The 19421-nt window shown below is 55.5% G+C and carries 17 protein-coding genes; 6 read left to right on the forward strand and 11 right to left on the reverse strand.

Annotated elements, in window-relative coordinates; all coding sequences use genetic code 11:
- Nucleotides 1–1647 (forward strand): putative Ig domain-containing protein (locus CLV58_RS27150; protein ID WP_211300916.1); only part of this gene is annotated, 1647 nt, incomplete at its 5' end.
- Nucleotides 1648–1720: 73 nt separating this feature from the next.
- On the opposite strand, the gene CLV58_RS27155 is transcribed toward CLV58_RS27150, so the two are convergent.
- Together CLV58_RS27155 and CLV58_RS27160 are read right to left on the reverse strand one after the other, a co-directional pair.
- Nucleotides 1721–2368: an alpha/beta hydrolase gene (locus tag CLV58_RS27155; protein ID WP_106140987.1), complete on the reverse strand. Its 648-nt coding sequence runs from the start codon at nt 2366–2368 to the stop codon at nt 1721–1723.
- 7 nt (nt 2369–2375) lie between these two features.
- Nucleotides 2376–3299, reverse strand: coding sequence for a Ppx/GppA phosphatase family protein (locus CLV58_RS27160; RefSeq protein ID WP_106140988.1), 924 nt, complete (start codon nt 3297–3299; stop codon nt 2376–2378).
- A gap of 58 nt (nt 3300–3357) precedes the next feature.
- Here CLV58_RS27160 and rpsU point away from each other — a divergent pair, with 58 nt between their 5' ends.
- On the forward strand, nt 3358–3555 hold the full coding sequence (gene rpsU, locus CLV58_RS27165; protein WP_106140989.1) for a 30S ribosomal protein S21: 198 nt from the start codon (nt 3358–3360) through the stop codon (nt 3553–3555).
- 125 nt (nt 3556–3680) lie between these two features.
- On the opposite strand, the gene CLV58_RS27170 is transcribed toward rpsU, so the two are convergent.
- The gene (locus tag CLV58_RS27170) at nt 3681–4136 is read right to left on the reverse strand and encodes a type I restriction enzyme HsdR N-terminal domain-containing protein (protein ID WP_106140990.1); all 456 of its coding nucleotides are present in this window, start codon (nt 4134–4136) and stop codon (nt 3681–3683) included.
- Between the two features lie 106 nt (nt 4137–4242).
- On the opposite strand from CLV58_RS27170, the gene CLV58_RS27175 reads away from it, so the two are divergent.
- Nucleotides 4243–5013, forward strand: a complete 771-nt coding sequence (locus tag CLV58_RS27175; RefSeq protein WP_106140991.1) for an AMP nucleosidase — start codon at nt 4243–4245, stop codon at nt 5011–5013.
- Nucleotides 5014–5132: 119 nt separating this feature from the next.
- Here the strand turns inward: CLV58_RS27175 and CLV58_RS27180 are convergent, their stop codons facing one another.
- Complete coding sequence (locus CLV58_RS27180) at nt 5133–6482, reverse strand: tetratricopeptide repeat protein (protein WP_106140992.1); 1350 nt, start codon at nt 6480–6482, stop codon at nt 5133–5135.
- Nucleotides 6483–6771: 289 nt separating this feature from the next.
- Between CLV58_RS27180 and CLV58_RS27185 the strand changes: the two genes are divergently transcribed.
- A complete protein-coding gene (locus tag CLV58_RS27185) occupies nt 6772–7206 on the forward strand; it encodes an Hsp20/alpha crystallin family protein (RefSeq protein WP_106140993.1) in 435 nt (144 codons plus the stop codon).
- A gap of 82 nt (nt 7207–7288) precedes the next feature.
- Here CLV58_RS27185 and CLV58_RS27190 read toward each other — a convergent pair whose 3' ends face one another.
- Nucleotides 7289–7948 carry a phosphoribosylanthranilate isomerase gene (locus tag CLV58_RS27190; protein ID WP_106140994.1) on the reverse strand — a complete coding sequence of 220 codons (660 nt, stop codon included), beginning with the start codon at nt 7946–7948 and terminating at the stop codon, nt 7289–7291.
- A gap of 80 nt (nt 7949–8028) precedes the next feature.
- Between CLV58_RS27190 and CLV58_RS27195 the strand changes: the two genes are divergently transcribed.
- The gene (locus CLV58_RS27195) at nt 8029–9282 is read left to right on the forward strand and encodes an MFS transporter (RefSeq protein ID WP_106141002.1); all 1254 of its coding nucleotides are present in this window, start codon (nt 8029–8031) and stop codon (nt 9280–9282) included.
- On the opposite strand, the gene CLV58_RS27200 is transcribed toward CLV58_RS27195, so the two are convergent.
- The gene (locus tag CLV58_RS27200) at nt 9279–9476 is read right to left on the reverse strand and encodes a hypothetical protein (protein WP_106140995.1); all 198 of its coding nucleotides are present in this window, start codon (nt 9474–9476) and stop codon (nt 9279–9281) included. The genes CLV58_RS27195 and CLV58_RS27200 overlap by 4 nt on opposite strands.
- 269 nt (nt 9477–9745) lie before the next feature.
- Between CLV58_RS27200 and CLV58_RS27205 the strand changes: the two genes are divergently transcribed.
- Complete coding sequence (locus tag CLV58_RS27205) at nt 9746–10549, forward strand: SMP-30/gluconolactonase/LRE family protein (RefSeq protein WP_245882484.1); 804 nt, start codon at nt 9746–9748, stop codon at nt 10547–10549.
- 82 nt (nt 10550–10631) lie between these two features.
- Here the strand turns inward: CLV58_RS27205 and argH are convergent, their stop codons facing one another.
- The 5 genes from argH to CLV58_RS27230 all read right to left on the reverse strand — a co-directional run bounded on the left by argH (nt 10632) and on the right by CLV58_RS27230 (nt 19100).
- Nucleotides 10632–11966: an argininosuccinate lyase gene (gene argH, locus CLV58_RS27210; protein WP_106140997.1), complete on the reverse strand. Its 1335-nt coding sequence runs from the start codon at nt 11964–11966 to the stop codon at nt 10632–10634.
- 428 nt (nt 11967–12394) lie between these two features.
- Nucleotides 12395–13828 carry a RagB/SusD family nutrient uptake outer membrane protein gene (locus CLV58_RS27215; protein WP_106140998.1) on the reverse strand — a complete coding sequence of 478 codons (1434 nt, stop codon included), beginning with the start codon at nt 13826–13828 and terminating at the stop codon, nt 12395–12397.
- Between the two features lie 14 nt (nt 13829–13842).
- Nucleotides 13843–17067: a SusC/RagA family TonB-linked outer membrane protein gene (locus CLV58_RS27220; protein WP_106140999.1), complete on the reverse strand. Its 3225-nt coding sequence runs from the start codon at nt 17065–17067 to the stop codon at nt 13843–13845.
- A gap of 166 nt (nt 17068–17233) precedes the next feature.
- Nucleotides 17234–18118 (reverse strand): sugar phosphate isomerase/epimerase family protein, encoded by an 885-nt coding sequence (locus CLV58_RS27225; RefSeq protein ID WP_106141000.1) that lies wholly within the window; start codon nt 18116–18118, stop codon nt 17234–17236.
- A gap of 124 nt (nt 18119–18242) precedes the next feature.
- Nucleotides 18243–19100, reverse strand: a complete 858-nt coding sequence (locus CLV58_RS27230) for a ceramidase domain-containing protein (RefSeq protein WP_106141001.1) — start codon at nt 19098–19100, stop codon at nt 18243–18245.
- Between the last annotated feature and the right edge of the window lie 321 nt (nt 19101–19421).

Below are 19421 nucleotides of genomic sequence, written 5' to 3' on the forward strand. Positions count from 1 at the left end.
CAGTATGAGGTTAGCCTGACGCCCCAGTACAGCGGCCTGAGCGGTTCACCCATCCGCTTCGGTATTACCAACGAGCTGGCTGTTACCACCGCTCCCGGTCCCTACACCATCCGTCTCTACACCGATAACCCGGCCATTACCCTGACGGCCAGCCAGGACGCCCAGCAGGCCAGCTACCGCTACAGCTGGCTGGCGGCCTGTAACAGCAGCCAGCCGGCTCCCAACCGGCCCCCCGTGGCCCAGCCCATTCCCGATCAGGTCTTGGTGGTGGGGCAACCCTACCAGCTCGAGCTGAGCAACTACTTCACCGATCCAGAGGGGCAAACGCTGACCTTCACGGCTGGGGTACTACCCGCTGGTCTGAGCCTGAGCGGTAGCCGCATCAGTGGCAGCCCCACCCAGGCGGGGACGGTGACGGTGCAGTTGACGGCGCTCGATCCGGGTGGTTTGCAGGCGGAAGGCAGCGTGGTGCTGCGGGTCGATCCGGCTCCGGTGACCCCGACGCCAGGCGTGTTCTCGATTGCCGGGGTGACGGGTGTGCGCTGCGAAACGGTGACGGCCAGCGAGCGCCGGCTGATCTTCTCACCGGTCTACACCGGGCTAACGGGCGAGCCCATCAGCTTCGGCATCACTAATGAAGTGGCCCCCACGAGTGCACCGGGTCCTTACTCGGTGCGGCTCTACACCGACAACCCGGCCATCACCCTAACGGCCACCCAGGGTAGTTCGCAGGCCAGTTACCGCTACAACTGGCTGGAAGCCTGCGCGAGCAATCCGCCAACGCCCCCGACGGGCAATCGTGCGCCCGTGGTGGGCACGGGGCTGGGCGATCAGACGGCTACGGCAGGGCAGGGCTATACGCTCTTCATTCCGGCGGGTACGTTTACTGATCCCGATAACGATGCGCTACAGCTGAGCGTGAGTGGTTTGCCGGCGGGTCTGAGTTTCTCCTCGGTGCAGAATGCCATCACTGGAACGCCGGCTCAGGCGGGTAGCGCGACGGTACAGGTGACGGCGACGGACCCGGGTGGGCTGTCGACCAGCCTGAGCTTTGTGCTGACGGTTCAGCCCGCTGCGAGCAATCCGACGCCAGGCGTGTTCTCGATTGCCGGGGTGACGGGTGTGCGCTGCGAAACGGTGACGGCCAGCGAGCGCCGGCTGATCTTCTCACCGGTCTACACCGGGCTAACGGGCGAGCCCATCAGCTTCGGCATCACTAATGAAGTGGCCCCCACGAATGCACCGGGTCCTTACTCGGTGCGGCTCTACACCGACAACCCGGCCATCACCCTAACGGCCACCCAGGGTAGTTCGCAGGCCAGCTATCGCTACAACTGGCTGGCGGCTTGTACAACGCCAGCGAACGGTCGTCAGGCGGTGGTAGAAGCAGGTAGTCCGCTGTCGGTCGTCGTGCTGGGTAACCCGGTCGTTGGTGAATCGGCCGATGTGTTGATTGGTGGAGTGGCCGGTCAGGCGGTGGAATTGATTCTGACGGATCTGGCGGGTAACCGGCTGCATCAGCAGTCGATTCCGCAGGTGTCTGGTACGGAGCGGGTCGTTGTTCCGGTCCCGGCTGGTCAGGCTATGACCATCCTGAAGGTGAGCACGGCCACGCAGCATCAGTCGGTCAAGCTGATTCGGCAATAGTCAATTAAGTATCGAATCGCATAAAAAAGGCCAGTACCGACAAATTGGTACTGGCCTTTTTTATGCGATTCGGCTAGCCAATTATAGTTTGAAGAACGGCTGGTTCGACGCGATGCCCGCCTTCGTAGGTGGTGACGAGCAGGTTGGGTACGTCAGCGTTTAACCGATCGATGTAGGTGTCAGCATCGGGCAGTCGCTGAATAAGTTCGTCTTGTAAGCCATACACGTAATGCGTTTCGACAGCCGTGAGTCGGGTAGGGGCAATGAGGTCGGCAAGGCCATTCGGAAAGTAGCCCGCCCACAGAATCAGCCGGTCGACGCGAATGTGTCCGTTGTCAATCCAGCGGCAGGCCGTTGCTGCCCCCTGCGAAAAGCCGAACACCGTAATGTGTAGCGGAACCGATGGTTGACCGGCAAGGAGCTGGTCGTAAAGCGTGTTGAGGTACGCGACGAAGTCGCCAATCTCCGCGTCGCGGTCTTCGCGCGTCAGCCACGACGCACCGATACGCGTGTAGGTGTTATCCAGATATAGCCGGGACAGACCCTCGGGTACGACTACCACCGTCTGCTCATCGAGCAACCCTGTGAACTTCCGACTGAAGTACGCTGCCAGCTGACCGAACCCGTGCAGACAGAACCAGACATGGCGCGTCTGATCGGTGAAGGTGCCGAGCGTGTAATAACGGGCCGTGCGGGCTACGGTCAGGTGGTGTTCAGTCATGGTTGCCTTAATCGAGGCTGCTTAAAATTCCTTCTTTCAACGAATAGGTCGAGGTACGAATCTGGCTGATCGCGTACTGCTTGAGTACAAAATCAATCAGGCAAACGGCAACCACGATCATATCGACGCGTAGTTCGATCATGCCCGGTAGCTGCATGCGTTCGTCGTGGTTTCGCGTCGTCAGCAGGCTGTACGCCCGATAGAACTCCGCGACAGGCAGCATAAACGACGTTTGTTCTGGATTGGGTAACCGCCCTTTCTCGTGCATGTAATACAGGTCGACCAGCGTGTCGAACGAGCCCGATGAGCCGACCAATACCGTCGGCTGATACTGATGCACGGCATTGGCCAGTGGCAGGAGCTGTTCCTGAAAATAGTCGGTTAGCCGGCGGATGCTCCCCGCCGAGATCGGATCGCTGGTCATGAAGCGTTCGCGCAGCCGCTGTCCGCCAATTTCGAAACTCTGCTTCCAGAAGATGCGCGACTGATTGCCCAGAATAAACTCGACGCTCCCCCCGCCGATGTCGATGATCAGGGCGGTCTGGTCGGATAGGGCTCCGGCGGCTCGTACACCCTGGTAAATGTAGTCGGCTTCCTGATCGCCCGACAGTACCCGGATGGGAATGCGGGTCTGTTGCCGAACCCGCTCGATGAACTCGGCCTGATTGCGGGCGACCCGAATGGCGCTTGTACCGGTTGCCAGTACCTGCTCGTCGCTAACGCCGAATTCGTCCAGTTTCTGCCGGAAATAAGTCAGTACGTCGAGCGCCCGGCCGATGCCTTCTTCCGTAATGATGCCCTGATTGATGCCAGCCTGACCAATCCGGGCGGGGCGGCTCTCCCGAAACAGAGTTTTCGGGTGGCTATTCTGCCGGTCGGCGATCAGCAAATGAAACGTATTGGTTCCTAAGTCAATAATGGCTTGCTTCATGCTTGCAAATCTATTATCTTTGCCGTCCGGTTTTAGCTAAAACAGACTTTTTACAACAATGCTTATTATTAACGTCAAAGACAACGAGTCGATCGACAAGGCGCTGAAGCGTTTCAAGAAGAAATTCGAGAAAACGGGCGTACTGCGGGAACTGCGTTCGCGGACAGCTTTCCAGAAACCATCGGTAAAGCGTCGCACCGAAGTCATCAAAGCCACCTACAAAGAAAGAATGTACGGTAACCACACCGAACAGTAGGCCTGGTTGGATGAAAGCCCGGCCGACTGAATGCGCAGTCAGTTCGTGATCGGGCATTTCACACTGAAACGCGGGAGCAGCAGACAGCTATGTTTGCTGCTTTTTCGTTTTAATAAAGACCTGTGCTACCTAGCAGTCGATTCGTAAGCCGGAAAATCATCGAGAAAGCGCACCTGCGCCGTGTCATGATCGATACCGCAGCAATAGTGCGTCAGACCGTTGGACACCACCACATACGGAGCCCGGTGGACGTGGTTGTACCGGGCAATCTGATCGAACACGGCCTGACTGAGGGCTACGTGCGGAGCCTTGCATTCAACGATCAGAAACGGCTGTCCCTGCCGGTCGTAGACCATAACGTCGGTCCGTTTCAGCGTCTGGTTAAGTACCAGCCCGCCCTCCGACCGAATCAACGCCTTCGGATACGCATAATGCGTCAGCAACAGGTTGACGATATGCTGCCGAACCCACTCTTCGGGTGAGAGCCGGACGTACTTCCGACGTAACAAATCGAAAATATACCCCTTGCCGTCGACTTGCTTCGTTTTGTGCGCAAACGCCGGTAGATTTAGCGTAACCATACACGAATATAATAAGTGAATGAGTGATTGAGCGAATGACTGAATAGGCTGACGCGATAAAAACATTCACTCATTCGCTCAATCACTCATTCGAAATTGACCTGCTATGAAAACAAAAGAAGAAATCGTAGCCAACTGGCTGCCCCGCTACACCGGAACACCCGCCGATCAGTTTGGCGAATACATTCTGCTGACCAACTTCATCAACTACGTCGAGCTGTTTGCCGAGAAATTCAGCGTTGAGGTACAGGGACGCGGTCGGGCTATGCAGACGGCGACGGCCAACAACATTACCATCATCAACTTCGGTATGGGTAGTCCGATGGCAGCCACCGTTATGGACCTGCTGTCGGCTATCAGTCCGAAGGCTGTGCTGTTTCTGGGGAAATGCGGTGGCCTGAAAAAAACGCAGCTGGGCGATCTGATTCTACCCATTGCCGCCATCCGGGGCGACGGTACCAGTAATGACTACATGCGCCCGGAGATTCCGGCGCTGCCTTCGTTCCGCTTGCAGCGGGCCGTATCGTCGACAATCAAGCGCTACGAACTCGACTACTGGACCGGTACGGTATACACCACCAACCGGCGCATCTGGGAGCACGACGAGGTGTTCAAAGATTACCTGCGGGAAATCCGGGCAATGGCTATCGATATGGAAACGGCCACCATCTTTACCGTCGGTTTCACCAATTCGATTCCGCACGGGGCTTTATTGCTGGTATCGGATAACCCACTGGTACCGGAAGGTGTAAAAACCGAAGAAAGCGATAAGCGCGTAACGGGGCAGTTCGTCAACAAGCACCTCGAAATCGGTATCGATGCGCTGATCGAACTTGAATCGTCGGGCGATTCGGTGAAGCACCTGCGCTTCGAATAAAAAGAATGGCACGCAGATGACACGGATACTGCGGATTTTCGCTGATTGAGAAAAAAGTCAGCGTTAATCGCCAGCATCTGCGTTATCCGCGTGCCATCCTGTAATCCTGTCGAAAAATCTTAATTACAGTACTCGCTGATGGTTTTATAGGCGGGGGTATAGCCTAGTTCGCCTGCTTTGGAGAGGTCGAGACAACCCGCGTTATCTTCGCCCAGGCTGTAGTGGATCAAACCCCGCAGGTAATACGCTTCGGCATACTGAGCATTCAGCTTTGTGGCGTTGCTACAATCGTGGAGGGCTGCCCGTTGCTCACCCAGTGACGAACGAAGCATGGCCCGCGCAAAATAAGCGTCGGCATAGCTTGGGTTAAGCTCGATCGACCGATTCAGGTCCGCCAGTGCGCCTTTGGTATCACCCTGTTTGCTTTTGCTGATGCCCCGATCCAGATACGCTTCCGACCGATCGGCAGACAGCGGATTGACGGTACTACGGTCGGGAATGGCGTTACGCAGTTTGTTGAGCGTCTCGCGGGAGAATCGAGTTGAATATTGGGTAGTTACGTGCGTATTGGCTTCGGCATTGTTTAGTTCGATCGCCTGGTTGTAGTCCTGCACCGCTCCCTTCTGATCGCCCAGTTTGCTGCGGCAGAACCCCCGGTTGTAGTAGTAGCTGTATTGGGTCGGCTGTAGGCTGATGGCCCGGTCGTAGTCGGGGAGGGCGGCCCGGAAATCCGCCAGTTTACTTTTGGTATAGGCCCGGTAATAGAACGATTCCGCATCCTGCGGACTCAATTCGATGGCTTTGTTCAGGTCGTTGACCGCGCCGTTATAATCTTTCAACTCTATTTTGCTCATGCCCCGGCCCGTGAAGGCCTGCGCCCGTTTGGGGGTAGCCTGTATCACTTTATCGAAATCGGGTATGCTTGCTGAAAAATTGCCCAGATGCTGCTGACTGACTGCCCGCACGTACCGATACTGCGCATTGGTGGAGTCCAGCGTGATGGCTTTCGAAAAATCAGCCAGTGCAAGACGTTCCTGACCCAGCTTCGAGCGGCTGTTACCCCGGCTATAATACGCCACTGCGTCGGATGGGTTGAGTTCGATAGCTCGATTAAAATCAGGTAATGCGCCCCGGTGATCCTCCTGCCGGCTTTTGCTGATCCCCCGGCTCAGGTAGGCCATGGCATCACTGGGGTTAATGTCGACGGCGCGGTCATAGTCCAGAATGGCACCCATGTGGTCGCGCAGGTTAGCCTTCGCCAATCCCCGGTTGTAGTAGCTTGGCCCATTCTCGGGGTTCATTGTAATCGCCATACTGAAGGCCTGAAGCGCCCCCGTAAAATCGCCGGCTTTGCTTTTGGCGAGACCTGTGTTGAAATGATCGGCGGCTGTCTGCTGTCCGTGGGTGGTTAGCGATAAGCAGAAACAAAGTAGGAACAAGGCATAGATGGTCCTGAACAACTGATCCATTGTGTGTTACGGTAAGAAGAAACGAGTAGATAAGAGAGAGAATAAACCTGCCCGTCCGAGGAAGCGGCAGGAGTAAAATATATCAAATATGATAAATGCATCAATACTGTCAGTACTTACGGGATGAATAATTCTATTTCTGCCATTATGTCTTATTTTGTTTCGGTTTATTTAAAATAAATGCCAAAATGGCATGATTTAGTTGCGAAATCGATGTGGTACGCTGTTTGTAAATAGAGCGATGTGTTCGTAACTGAACGATAAACAACAATCTAAAACAGTAACAGCCATGTCAACCCTTGTTCGTTATAACCACCTGCCTTCTTTCGTTAATCCGTTCAATGTAGCTGCTGAATTTGGCCGTCCGGTCATCAGCCGTTACCACAACAGCCTGCCAAGTGTACCGGCCGTTAATGTGAAAGAAACGGAACACGCCTTTGAACTAGCCCTGGCCGCACCGGGTCTGAAAAAAGAAGATCTGAACGTTCGTGTGCTGAAAAATCAGCTAACGATCTCCTATAAATCGGAAAACAAAACCGACGAGACTACGGAGAAATTCACCCGTCAGGAGTTTAGCACGAGTCAGTTTGAGCGCAGCTTCCGCCTGCCCAAAAACGTCGATGCCGAGCAGATCAAAGCCAGCTATACGGATGGTATCCTGACCGTTGAACTACCCAAAGTGGTCGTGAAAGAAGCCGAAGCAAAAGACATCGTAATTGGCTAATCTGGACAGCCAGTGACGTACCGGTAATGCAGAAAGGTGGCCCGACTTCGGGCCACCTTTTTTTAGGGATATCGTCAGTGAGTTAACCCCTTACCTGGGCCATGAATGCCCGCAACTTATTAGCGTCGAGTTGACCGTTGGTGCGAACGCCACTGCAAATGTCCAGGCCGAACGGTTGAACCTGCTCGATTGCGGCACGGACGTTAGTCGGGTTGAGTCCACCGGCCAGAAAAACCGGTACCGGCGACTGGTCGACGATGGCCCGGCTGACCTGCCAGTTATGTACCCGGCCTGTACCCCCTAACTCTTTTACGGTCAGGTTTGGATTACCCGAATCGAGCAGGAGTGCATCGGCACCATTGGCGACGGCTGCAAGTGCTTCGGCAACGCTACGCTCATCGATGACGTGAATGACCTGTACCAGCTTCACCGTTGGCAGTGCCTGCCGCAGCTGAGTGTAGGTGGTTGCGGGCACGGCGTCGACAAGCTGAATGGTGTTGGCCAGCACCCGGCTGTGGTGCGCCAGAATGCCGGCTGCTGTCGTTTCGGATGTGAGCATAAACGTAGCAAGCGGGGGCGGTACCTGCTGAACGATGGTGGCCGCCAACTCGTCGGCAACGACGCCGGGACCACTGGGCATAGCCCCGACCAGGCCCAGCGCGTCGGCACCGAGGGCTACGGCCAACTGTGCTTCGTCGGTACTGCTGATGCAGCAAACTTTTACACGGGTACGATTTGTCATGATCGACAGGAGAAATGCGTGGCGGGTGGGACAAAAGTAAAGTGATTCGGGTTACTTTTTCGAACCCCCCTTTTTTCGAGATGGTTGATGCTTCCCAGCCCCATGATCCGTATGCGTCGCTCCGCATTCCTGAATTCCGCTATTTCATTTCCAACAGTTTTCTGATTACCGCCACGCTCCTGATTCAGGAAGTGATTCTCGGCTATGAGTTGTACAAGATGACGCACGATCCGCTGGCCCTGGGGCTGGTTGGTCTGGCCGAAGCACTGCCGTTCATTGCCCTTTCTCTGTTTGGCGGTCACCTTGCCGACCGACGTGATAAAAAGCGACTGCTGCAATGGAGCCTGACGGTGATTATTCTGGGGTCCGTCATTCTATATGCCGTATTTCAGCCGAGTGTAGTCCGGCAGTTGTCGCAAACGGCACAGCTGGGCGTCATCTATGGCGTGCTGATGTTGATCGGTACGGCAAAAGGATTTTATTCGCCCGCCAGTTCGTCGCTTAAACCGTTCCTTGTCCCTCGTGAGCTGTACGCCAACTCGGCGACCTGGAGCAGCTCGGCCTGGCAGGCGGGCGCTATCGTCGGGCCGGGCCTTGCCGGTTTTCTCTATAACTGGCTGGGTCTGGATAATACCCTGATCGTAGTCATTGGTCTGCTGATTCTCTGCCTATTACTGATCTCGCTGATCGATCGTCGGCCCGTTCCGGTCAGTAGTGCGCCCCAACAGAATCTGCGCGAGAGCCTCAAAGAGGGCTTTGCGTTTGTGTTCAAAACGCCCATCGTGCTCTACGCTATTTCGCTCGACCTGTTCTCGGTACTCTTTGGCGGTGTAGTGGCTATTCTGCCCGTGTTCGCCGAAGATATCCTGCGCGTCGGGGCAGAAGGACTAGGTTTCCTGCGAGCGGCCCCGTCGGTAGGCGCTGTGCTGACCTTGGCGGTCATGACACAGTTTCCACCAACGCACAACGCCTGGCGGAACATGCTGCTGGCCGTGGCCGGTTTCGGAGCCGCAACGGTCGTTTTCGCCCTGTCGACGAACTTCTATCTGTCGCTGTTCATGCTGGGCCTGACTGGTGCTTTCGACAGCGTGAGCGTCATTATCCGGCAAACCATTCTCCAGATTTTTCCACCCGATCATCTGCGTGGCCGGGTGGCAGCGGTCAATGGTATTTTCGTCAGCTCGTCCAACGAAATTGGCGCGTTTGAGTCCGGGGTAATGGCGCGTTTGTTCGGTACGGTTCCCTCCGTACTCGTCGGCGGTGTTTTCACGATGATCGTCGTGTCGTACGTCTATTTGCGCTCGAAAAATCTGTTTTCAATCCGCCTGAGTTAGCTACGCACCGTCATGGTTGCGTACTGGGTCATGTTCAGCGGGACGTTCCGTAGTACCCGGCGGTCGAAGGCTTCCCAAAACAATTCGTCGGAAAGCTGGTAGTCACGTTGGAGACGGACCATGTCACGAATGCTTTCTTTGATCTGACTAAAGGTTGACGAGGACTGCGGGTTGACTGACTGGTGATTTTCCATTGTAATTAGCTGGCTGGTTAATACGTAGGCGGGTTCATAAACTCGCTCATTCTGAGATTGTTCGTTAAAAATCTGGTTAATCCGTAACGACAATAGGAATAATCCAACTACGGTTTTGCGTCCTGTAGCCTGACGGCTTTCTGACCCCGGTAAGATCCAACAAGAAAAAATTCTATATCGAACCTGTTGATTATCAGTCTCATATGATAAAGTTAACGACTACTGTGTTAGTTACGGCGGTGGCGATGGTCTGCTGTGGCCAACCGGCAATGGCTAAACCACGGCCCGGCAAACTGACGAAGGTGTGGGAAAGCGATACTACCCTGCGCACACCAGAGTCAGTGCTGTATGACCAAAAAGAGAACGTATTGTATGTAAGTAATATTGATGGGAAGGCCGACGAATTGGATGGGAGTGGATTTATTTCGAAGGTGTCGCTCGACGGAACGATCACGAATCTGCGCTGGACATCGGGTCTGAACGCGCCGAAAGGGATGGGTATCCACAGGAATCGCCTGTACGTGACCGACGTTTACCGGCTGGTGGCAATCAACCTGGAGAATGGGCAAGCGGAGAAAACGTGGGATGCCACACCACAGGCAGGGGCCTTTCTCAACGACGTGACTGTCGATAAGGACGGTACGGTCTACGTGTCTGACAATCGGAACAACAAGATCTACCGTCTGAAAGACGATAAGTGGGAGATCTGGATGGATGGCGAACCGCTCGGTGGCCCCAATGGCTTACTGGCAGTCGGGACTGATAAACTGCTGATTGGCAGTGGAAAACGGGGGGCGCTTCAGTCGATCGACCTCAAAACAAAAGCCATCACCAAACTGGCCGACGGCATGGCGGCTACGGATGGTATCGAACCGGAGGGCAAAAAGAACTACTTCGTGTCGGATTGGAACGGGCAGGTCTTTCACGTAACCCCCGATGGTAAGGCGCAACAAGTACTTGACACGCGCGCCGAGAAAGTAAACTCCGCCGATATCGCGTATGTCAACAGGCAGAAGCTATTGATCGTACCGACGTTCTTCAAAAACAAGCTCGTCGCGTATAAGTGGGAGTAATTGAATTATGGATTGATAGAATGATTGAATGAGGTCACGCGACAAGCCATTCAATCATTCTATCAATCCATAATTCAATCACTCAGTTTAAAAGCTGCTGAATAGCTTCCTCCGCGCGATTGGCACCGAAACCGTCGAGGGCCTGTTTCATCTGCGCAACGATCAGCTCGGTGCCCAGGTTACCGATGCTGCCTTCGTGCGAATGATTCAGCTGCGCCGGGCGTTGGTACGTATGGTCGCCAATTTCCTTGCCGACAATGCGGTAGGCTTCCCGGAAAGGTACTCCCTGCAATACCAGCTCGTTGACCCGTTCTACGCTGAACAGCAGATCGTATTTCGAATCGGCAAGTAGATTGGGTTTCACCTCCAGGTGTTCGAGCATAAACTCGGTGATGTCGAGACAGTCGAGAATTTCGTCGAAGGCGGGCATCAGAATCTCCTTCAGCAACTGCATGTCGCGGTGGTAACCCGAGGGCAGGTTACTCAGCACCAGCGTCACCTCCATCGGCATGGCTTTCAGTCGATTGCTCTTGGCCCGCAGTAGTTCGGCCACATCCGGGTTTTTCTTGTGCGGCATGATGCTGCTGCCGGTCGTCAGCGCGTCGGGCAGGATCAGGAAGCCAAAATTCTGACTGTTGTACAGACAGATGTCCATCGCCATCCGGCCGACGGTGGCGGCTACGGCGGCCAGGGCGGTCAGGGCTGTCTGTTCGGTTTTGCCCCGGCTCATCTGCGCGTAGACGACGTTGACGTGCATGCCTTCAAAGCCCAGCAGTTCGGTCGTCAGGGTGCGATTCAGGGGAAACGACGAGCCATAGCCCGCGCCCGATCCCAGCGGGTTGCGGTTGGCGAGCCGGTAAGCCGTTTGCAGCGTGAGCATGTCGTCGGACAGGGCTTCCGCGTAGGCACCAAACCACAGTCCGAACGACGACGGCATGGCAATTTGCAGGTGGGTATAGCCCGGCAGCAGATCGTCTTTGTGCTGCTCCGACCGTTTTACCAGCTGATTGAACACGCGTTCGACGGCCTGCGCTACCTGCCAGAGCCGGTCGCGGGTAAATAGCTTCAGGTCGACCAGCACCTGATCGTTGCGTGACCGTCCCGAGTGAATTTTCTTGCCCACGTCGCCCAGCTTCCGCGTCAGCATCAGTTCGACCTGCGAATGAACATCCTCGACACCGTCCTCGATCGTGAAGTCGCCCTGCCCGATCTGCGCGTAAATGGCTTTGAGTTCGGTGGTGAGCTGCGTCAGTTCGTCGGCCGTAAGCAGCCCGATCGTTTCGAGCATCCGGGCGTGGGCGAGGTTACCCTGCACATCGAACGGAGCCAGCGACAGGTCCATTTCGCGGTCGCGCCCCACGGTGAAACGTTCAATTTGTTCGGCTGTCGATACGCCTTCTTTCTGCCAGAGTTTCAATGGAATCTAGTTTAAGGTTTAGCGTTCAAGGTTTAGCGTCCATTAAGTTGACCCTAGCATATGCATCGGACATACCCCTAAATCCCCTAAAGGGGACTTAATCCAAACGTGAGCAAAGTCCCCTTTAGAGTAGGGTTGTTAAGTTCTAATCTGTTTACCCCCCAGCCCCCTAAAGGGGGAGTAGTTTGCTTGCGGAATGCTCCCCCTTTAGGGGGCTGGGGGGTATATGGGCCGTAGGGAATTTGTCCACTACCAGCGTTAAATCAAGAACTTAACAGCCCTGCCCTTTAGGGGACTCAGGGGTAGTTTATTCGAGCACTATCTGTGTCAAAATTGCCCTTCTATCATGGCTTTGGACACCAAAGCAACGTTGACGGATAAACCTTGAATGCGCCCGCAAAAGTACGGTTACCAACTGAATCAGCGGATTAATACCCCGGATTCTGTTTGATTTTGGTTGGGTTGATGTCGATCTGACTTTGCGGTACCGGGAAAACCAGATTGTTGGTCGTGAGCGGTGTTTTGATACCGATAGCCGCTGCCTTAGCGTTGAGTACCGGAATGGCCCGGTCCGTACGAACCAGATCGAACCAGCGGTGACCTTCAAACGCCAGCTCGACCCGTCGTTCCTGCTCCAGCGCCAGGCGCATGTCGGCCTGGGTGCTAATACTCTTGTCGGCCAGGCCAACCCGTCGGCGAACCTCATTCAGGTAGGGTAGTGCGTCGGCAGTTTTGCCTGTTTCATTCAGTGCTTCGGCATACATCAGCAGCACGTCGGCGTACCGCAGTACGTACCAGTTGTCTTCCGAATCGTTGACGACGACGGGTTGATCCGCGTATTTCTTGATGTAGTACGCATCGACTTTAGCCCCGCTGGTATTGGTGTAGCTGGTGGCCATCGAAATCGCTTTTCGGGGGTCGTTGGCTTCGTAGCTTCGTTCAAGATCGGCCGTGGGTATGTTGTTACCGCCCCCGCCAAAGGCGATGACCGCGTTGCCGGAGTTGGTTGGCGCGTAGGAGTTAGCGTAGCCGCTGCCTTCGCCGATATTGCCTTTCTTGTACTGTACTTCGAAGATGGACTCCCGGCTGTTTTTGTTGGCGGGCGTAAACAGGTTCGCGTAGCTGGGCAACAGGGCATACGTCTTTGTATCGGTGACCTCCTTCAACTTGGCAGCCGCGCTGGCGTAGTTTTTCTGGGTCAGGTATACTTTCCCCAGCAGGCTTTTCGCAGCTCCCGACGTAGCCCGACCGATGTCGGTACCGGTGTAGCTGACGGGCAGAACGGCTTCGGCATCGCTTAAGTCTTTAACGATCTGAGCGTAGACTTCGGTAGCGGCCGTTCGGCCGTAGTTGTACCCCTGCAACGGATCGGTGATTTCGGTCAGTACGAGGGGTACATCGCCGAAGTAGCGCACCAGGTTGAAATACATCAGTGCCCGCAGGAATTTGGCTTCACCGACGATTCGGCTTTTCAGCGTCGCATCCATCGTGATATCCTCAATTCGACCGATCACGGTGTTGCAGCGGTAAATGCCCCGGTATCCGTCGCTCCAGGCCGCCAGCAGATACGGGTTGGTCGTAATCAGGTAAAATTTGTCGAACTGATCCTGATCGGTCACCGTACCCGACAACACGGGGTAGGTATCGTCGGAAGGAATGTCGGACATCACATAATACTGACCGTATTGGCCGGCGAATTGCAGCGACCCGTAAGCGCCACTCAGGGCGGTGAGGATGTCGGATGAGGTCTGGTAATACGACGAGGTGTTGATCGCCGAGATCGGGGCTAAGTCCAGAAATTTTTGGGTGCAGGCCGACAGACTCAGTGTCAGCAGCCCCGCCAGGATGTATGTTTTTTTCATCGGTATCAGGTTGTTTAGAAGCCCAGGTTTAAGCCAATGGTGTAGGTCCGGGCGAGGGGGTAGGAGCCGTAGTCAACGCCACCGGTAAGCGGACCTTCGTAGCCGCTGACCTCCGGGTTGTAGCCGAGGTATTTCGAGAAGGTAACCGCGTTCTGCACACCGGCGTACAGGCGGAGCGTCTGCACCTTGATCTTCTGCGTCAGCGTCTGTGGGAAGTTGTAGCCCAGTGTGATGTTGCGAATGCGGAAGTACGACGCATCTTCAACCCACCGGCTCGACACCTGCCCGTTGCTACCCGTCGAGCGGGAATTGGCGCGGGGTGTCCGGCCATCGCCGGGGTTCTGCTCCGACCGCCACCGGCCTTCGACAATGGTCAGCTGATTCTGGTTGCCTTCCAGGTTTTCGAAGAACCGACGCGACAGGTTCAGAATCTGCCCGCCCTGTACGCCCTGCGCGACGATGCTCAGGTCGAAGCCTTTGAACGAGAGCGAGTTGGTGATACCGTAGATAAAGTCGGGCTGGTTGTTGCCGATGATGGTCCGGTCGTTGGCGTCGATCTTGCCATCGCCGTTGACGTCGGCGTATTTAATGTCGCCCGGCCGGCTATCCGAGAAGTGCGGGTACGCGTCCAGCTCTGCCTGATTCTGGAAAATGCCGAGCTGCTGATAGCCGTAGAAATTGCCCAGCGGCTTTCCGACAACCGTAATGTTGGTCGAACCGATACCCGAGTTGTTGATGATAGCATCGCCGTTGGGACCAAGGGCCAGCACCTTGTTCCGGTTGAACGACAGGTTCAGGTCGGTAGTCCAGGTCAGGCCCTTGCCGGCACCGTCGATGTTGCGCGACGACAGGGCAAACTCCATTCCTTCGTTTTTAACCTTGCCAATGTTCTGCACGGCCGTTGTGAAGCCTGTGAGCGTGGGCACCTGTACCGACAGCAGCAGGTCGGTCGTGATCCGGTTGTAATAGTCGACCGTCAGGAAGAGCCGGTTTTGCAACAGACCTACGTCGAGACCAACGTCGGTCTGCCGGCTCTTTTCCCAGCCCAGCCGGTCATTGGCGTTGGTGCTAGTCGCCAGTCCGTTTGATAGGGCATTGCCAAACACGTAGTTATCTTTGGTCAGCACCCCGATCGCTGGGTAGTTGTTCTGCGACCCGTCACTGTTCAGGAACGCGTTGTTGCCTGACAGGCCGTAGCTGGCACGCAGCTTGAGGTCGGTGATGACGGGAACCGACTTCATGAACGGCTCTTCGATGATCCGCCAGCCCACCGAGGCTGATGGAAACGTCCCGAAGCGGTTGACTTCACCAAACCGCGACGAACCATCGCTTCGAATCGAGGCATTGAACAGGTAGCGGTCTTTGTAATTGTAAATAGCCCGCGCAAAATACGATGCCAGTGACCACTGCGTCTGGAACGAAGTGCCGCCCGTGATGGTCCCCGCGTTGATCGTACGGACAACGTCATTAGGGAAGTTATTGGCGTTGATCCGGCTCTCCTCGTAATTGTTCCGCTGCGCTTCCATCCCGACCAGGGCTTCGAGGTGGTGCGTATTACCCAGATCGAGCGTATAGTTCAGCGTGTGGTTCGTTACCCAGTTGATATTCTGGTTGGTGTACGCATAGGCACTGTTCGGCGTCGGGGGCAGCAGGCTGCTGGTCGGCAGGGCCGAGGTCTGGTAATAGTTCTGCCGCAGGTAGTTGAGGTCGGCTCCGATGGTGCCCCGGTACCGCAGTGTCTTGTACAGCGACAGTTCGGCGTAGGCATTTCCCAGCAGCCGCAACTGCGTCACGTTATTGTCGACCTCGGTGATGTTTGCCACGGGGTTCGTTACCCCTGACCAGTCGTAGGGCGTAGCGTAATATAGCTCCGAATTGTACACGCTGGTGCCGGGCTGGTAAATCGGAACAAACGATGGCAGCGCCAGTGCTGCGTTGATGACGCCGTTGCTTGCCCAGTGCCCATCGGAGTTAACCCGGCTTTCGGTCTGGTACGTTGGACTGAAACTGACGCCCACTTTAAGTTTTGACGTTAGCTGCGCATCGACATTCGACCGGACGGTGTACCGGTTGATGCCCGATTTCAGAATGACGCCGTCCTGTTTGAGGTAGTTACCCGACAGAAAATACTGTACTTTCTCGCTACCGCCCGACGCCGACAACTGGTAATTGCTGATTGGAGCTTTGCGGAAAATCATATCCTGGTAATCGTAGGATGTCAGGCTGGCCGGGTTGTTGAAGTTCAGGCCGGGAAATTCGACGCCCTGTGGATACCGGTAGCGCAATCCGGACGGCCGCACACTGTTCGGATCGTTGACCGATGCACCGGGAACGCGCTCCAGATACGCCGTATTGGTCGCATCCTTGTTGAATTCGGCAAATTGCTGGGCGTTCAGTACGCTCATTTTCTTGCTGACTTCCTGCGAACCGATGTAGTAGTCGAAATTGATACGACTCTGTCCCGCCTTGCCGCGCTTGGTCGTAATCATGACGACGCCATTGGCACCCCGCGAACCGTAGATGGCCGTAGCCGACGCATCTTTCAGGACGTCGATCTTGTCGATGTCGTTTGGGTTCAGCTGATTGAGGCCACCGGCATTGGTCTGCGAACCGGAGTTGAGGGGTTGTCCATCGACAACGACCAGTGGGCCGTTTCCCGCACTGATCGACCCAAGGCCCCGCACCTTGATCGACGGCGCGTTGCCCGGTGAACCGGTGTTCTGCTGGATGAGTACGCCCGGCATCCGACCTGCCAGTCCTTCTACTACGTTCGGCACGGGCTGATCTTTAATTGTCTGGGTTTTGAGCGACGCCACCGATCCCGTCAGTTCCTTGCGGTTCTGGGTACCATAGCCGACGACGACAACTTCGCCGAGTGTTTTATCATCGCTGGCCAGTATCACGTCGAGGCTGCTTCGACTACCGGCGGCAATCTCCTGAGTCGCGTACCCGATAAACGAAAAGACCAGCGTAACGCCCTGATCCGGCACCGTCAGACGGTAGTTGCCGTCGGTATCGGTAGTTGTTCCCCTGCTGGTCCCTTTCACAACGACACTGACGCCCGGCAGGCCGCTACCCGTACTGCCATCGGTGACGCGCCCCGTGATCGTCTGATCCGCAATTCGCTGGGACGAGCTGGGTAGGGAGCGGTTGGTAGCCAATACCTGCGCTGTGCCTGACGTATTGTGCAAGAGCAGACTGGCCGTTAGAAAAGACAGGATTAGAAGAGGTTTTTTCATATACTAATTGGTCATGGAAGCGTCTACAACTTACAATGTCATTCGGCTAAATGCGTGTGAGGTAGAAGTTTTATTTGTCAAAAGTGCAAAAGGGGCGAATGTTGTATTGATCGAGGCCATTTATGTATTGGTTTGGTCGATGCGTAGGTTTTGCCCGGGCGGAGTGCTACGACAGCGACGACAGGAAATCGATGCTTTTCCGAAGCGATACGCCGGGGTCGGCTACCAGGTCCTGCTCAACGATAAAGTGCTCGACGCCCACTTCCTGGGCCTTGGCGACGATGTTGGCTACGTTCAGCGCGCCATTACCCACTGTGGTCATGTACGGGAAGAGCGAGAGCCACTCCGTCGATACGCTGCCGTCGCCCGAAAACCGGACGTGCTCTGTCATGTCTTTCAGGTGAATCAGGCGGTATCGCGTTGGGTATTTGTCGAGCAGGGCAATCGGGTCGGCACCACCGGCAGTTGTCCAGTAAATATCGAGTTCGAGAAACACCAGGTCGGGGTTGGTTTGCTCCAGCATCAGTTGCAGCGGAACTAGCCCGTCCTGTTCGTGCAGCCCATAGCCGTGATTGTGGTAGGCAAATCGAACCCCGGCCTGCCGTGCCGATTCGCCAATCTGATTGAACATATCGGCCATGCGTCGGTAGTCGTCCGTCGTTTGCCGGAACTGATCCGGGATCGATGGCAGCACGACGTAGCTTGAACCCAGTAGCTGTGCCGCTTCGCCCAGCTTGTCCATCCGGTATTGCAGCGTGTCGAGGTCGGTGTGCAGGGCAGCAACGCCCATCCCGTTCTGCGACAGAATACCTTTCATCTGCTGAGCAGTCCGGCCGAAAAAGCCACTGCCGGAAAAGCCCAGGTACGGCGTGATCGCTTCCCATTCAGCCCGCGACTGATCGGTACTGAACGGATAGGGGCCGAACAGCTCGACTTCCGTATACCCCATCTGCGCCAGCATTTCGATGGTTCCGGGCAAGTCGTCGTTGAGCCGTTTGGGTAGTGAAAACAATTGAACGCCAATGGGTTTGGGGGCGGCTGAATTGGGCATGTCGTAGCTTGGTTAAGGATGTATTGTAAACACAAAGGCACAGAGAACACGGAGTATGAAGTAGTGTCTCAACAACTGGATTCAGTAGGGGGGGGCGAGCTACCGAAAGAACATGAAACAGGTGCTATATTTTGAACCGTCGTGTTCTGCGTGACTCTGTGTTCAACGTCGTTATCCGAAAAAACAGATACGCGCAAAAGCTACTCAGCGCCGTCAGCAAATGCCAGATGGCGTGGCCCTGCAAAATCGAGTAGGGATCGCAATTGATCTTTCGTACATCCATCGTGCGGATTTTTATGGCGACAAACGTCAGCACTACGCTGGCAATGACGAGCCCCAGCAACCGGTACCGCCGAAACTGGACGTAGTTGATGAGCATGCCCAGCGTGAGCACCAGAATCAGCGCCGGTAGCAGTCGTGAACTGGGCAGGTGGGGGGCTAACAGCCAGAAATACGCGATTACGACCAGCACGATCAGTACCCAGATCAACTGTCGACGCGGAGTGAGTCGGATGGTGTGAAAGATATGATACACCGCTACGCTGATCAGCGCCAGCATCAGACCGTAGGTAGCGTTCATGTCGACACGCTGTCCGGTGGTGGTTAGCGAGGCATGAAAAAACGCGCTGCCGACGCCGAGGTAGACAAAACAGCCGCCGACCAGTACCGACAGCATCGGAAACTGTTCCAGCCGATTTAGTCGCGCCTGACCTGGTTGATGGCTGTCGGCTTGGGCGAGCAGGAGGATGAACAGGCCGAAGAAAACATAGGCCAGATTCGAATAGGTGTTGCTCGGCTGATGAAAGAAACGATGGACGTGGTTGTGTTCGCAGTATTCGACGACCTTCGCCGACTGACTTACGGGCATCGTTTGCCAGACCGCCCCGTTCAATAACCAATCGAGTACCCCCCAGAGTAACCCCACTACCAGGGTCAGCAGCAGGGCGCGGGTCAGCAGTGCATATACGTTTATGGTCGTCATGCACTACGAAGCTGAATCCACGTTTCTGCTACTTGCTAGTTAGCTTTGTCCAGCTAATTATAGCTGGCAGCGGCTGACTCTGACTACCCTTTGACGGGCTGGTTGTAGTCGGTGTCGGTTAATTGAACCCCTAAATCCCCGAAAGGGCAGGGCGGTTAAGTTCTGGTGAACTGTACCCCCCAGCCCCCTAAAGGGGGGAACTTCATTGGTGGAATGCTCCCCCTTTAGAGGTTGTTTGGGGAAGGCGTTTTGAGGTAAATGTGAGAGTCGGTGCGTAGCTTGAGGTGTCTAATCTACGAGCTTATGCAAACCCGTTTTCAC

Origin of the sequence: Spirosoma oryzae (genome assembly GCF_003002825.1) — a bacterium.
GTDB classification, from domain to species: domain Bacteria; phylum Bacteroidota; class Bacteroidia; order Cytophagales; family Spirosomataceae; genus Spirosoma; species Spirosoma oryzae.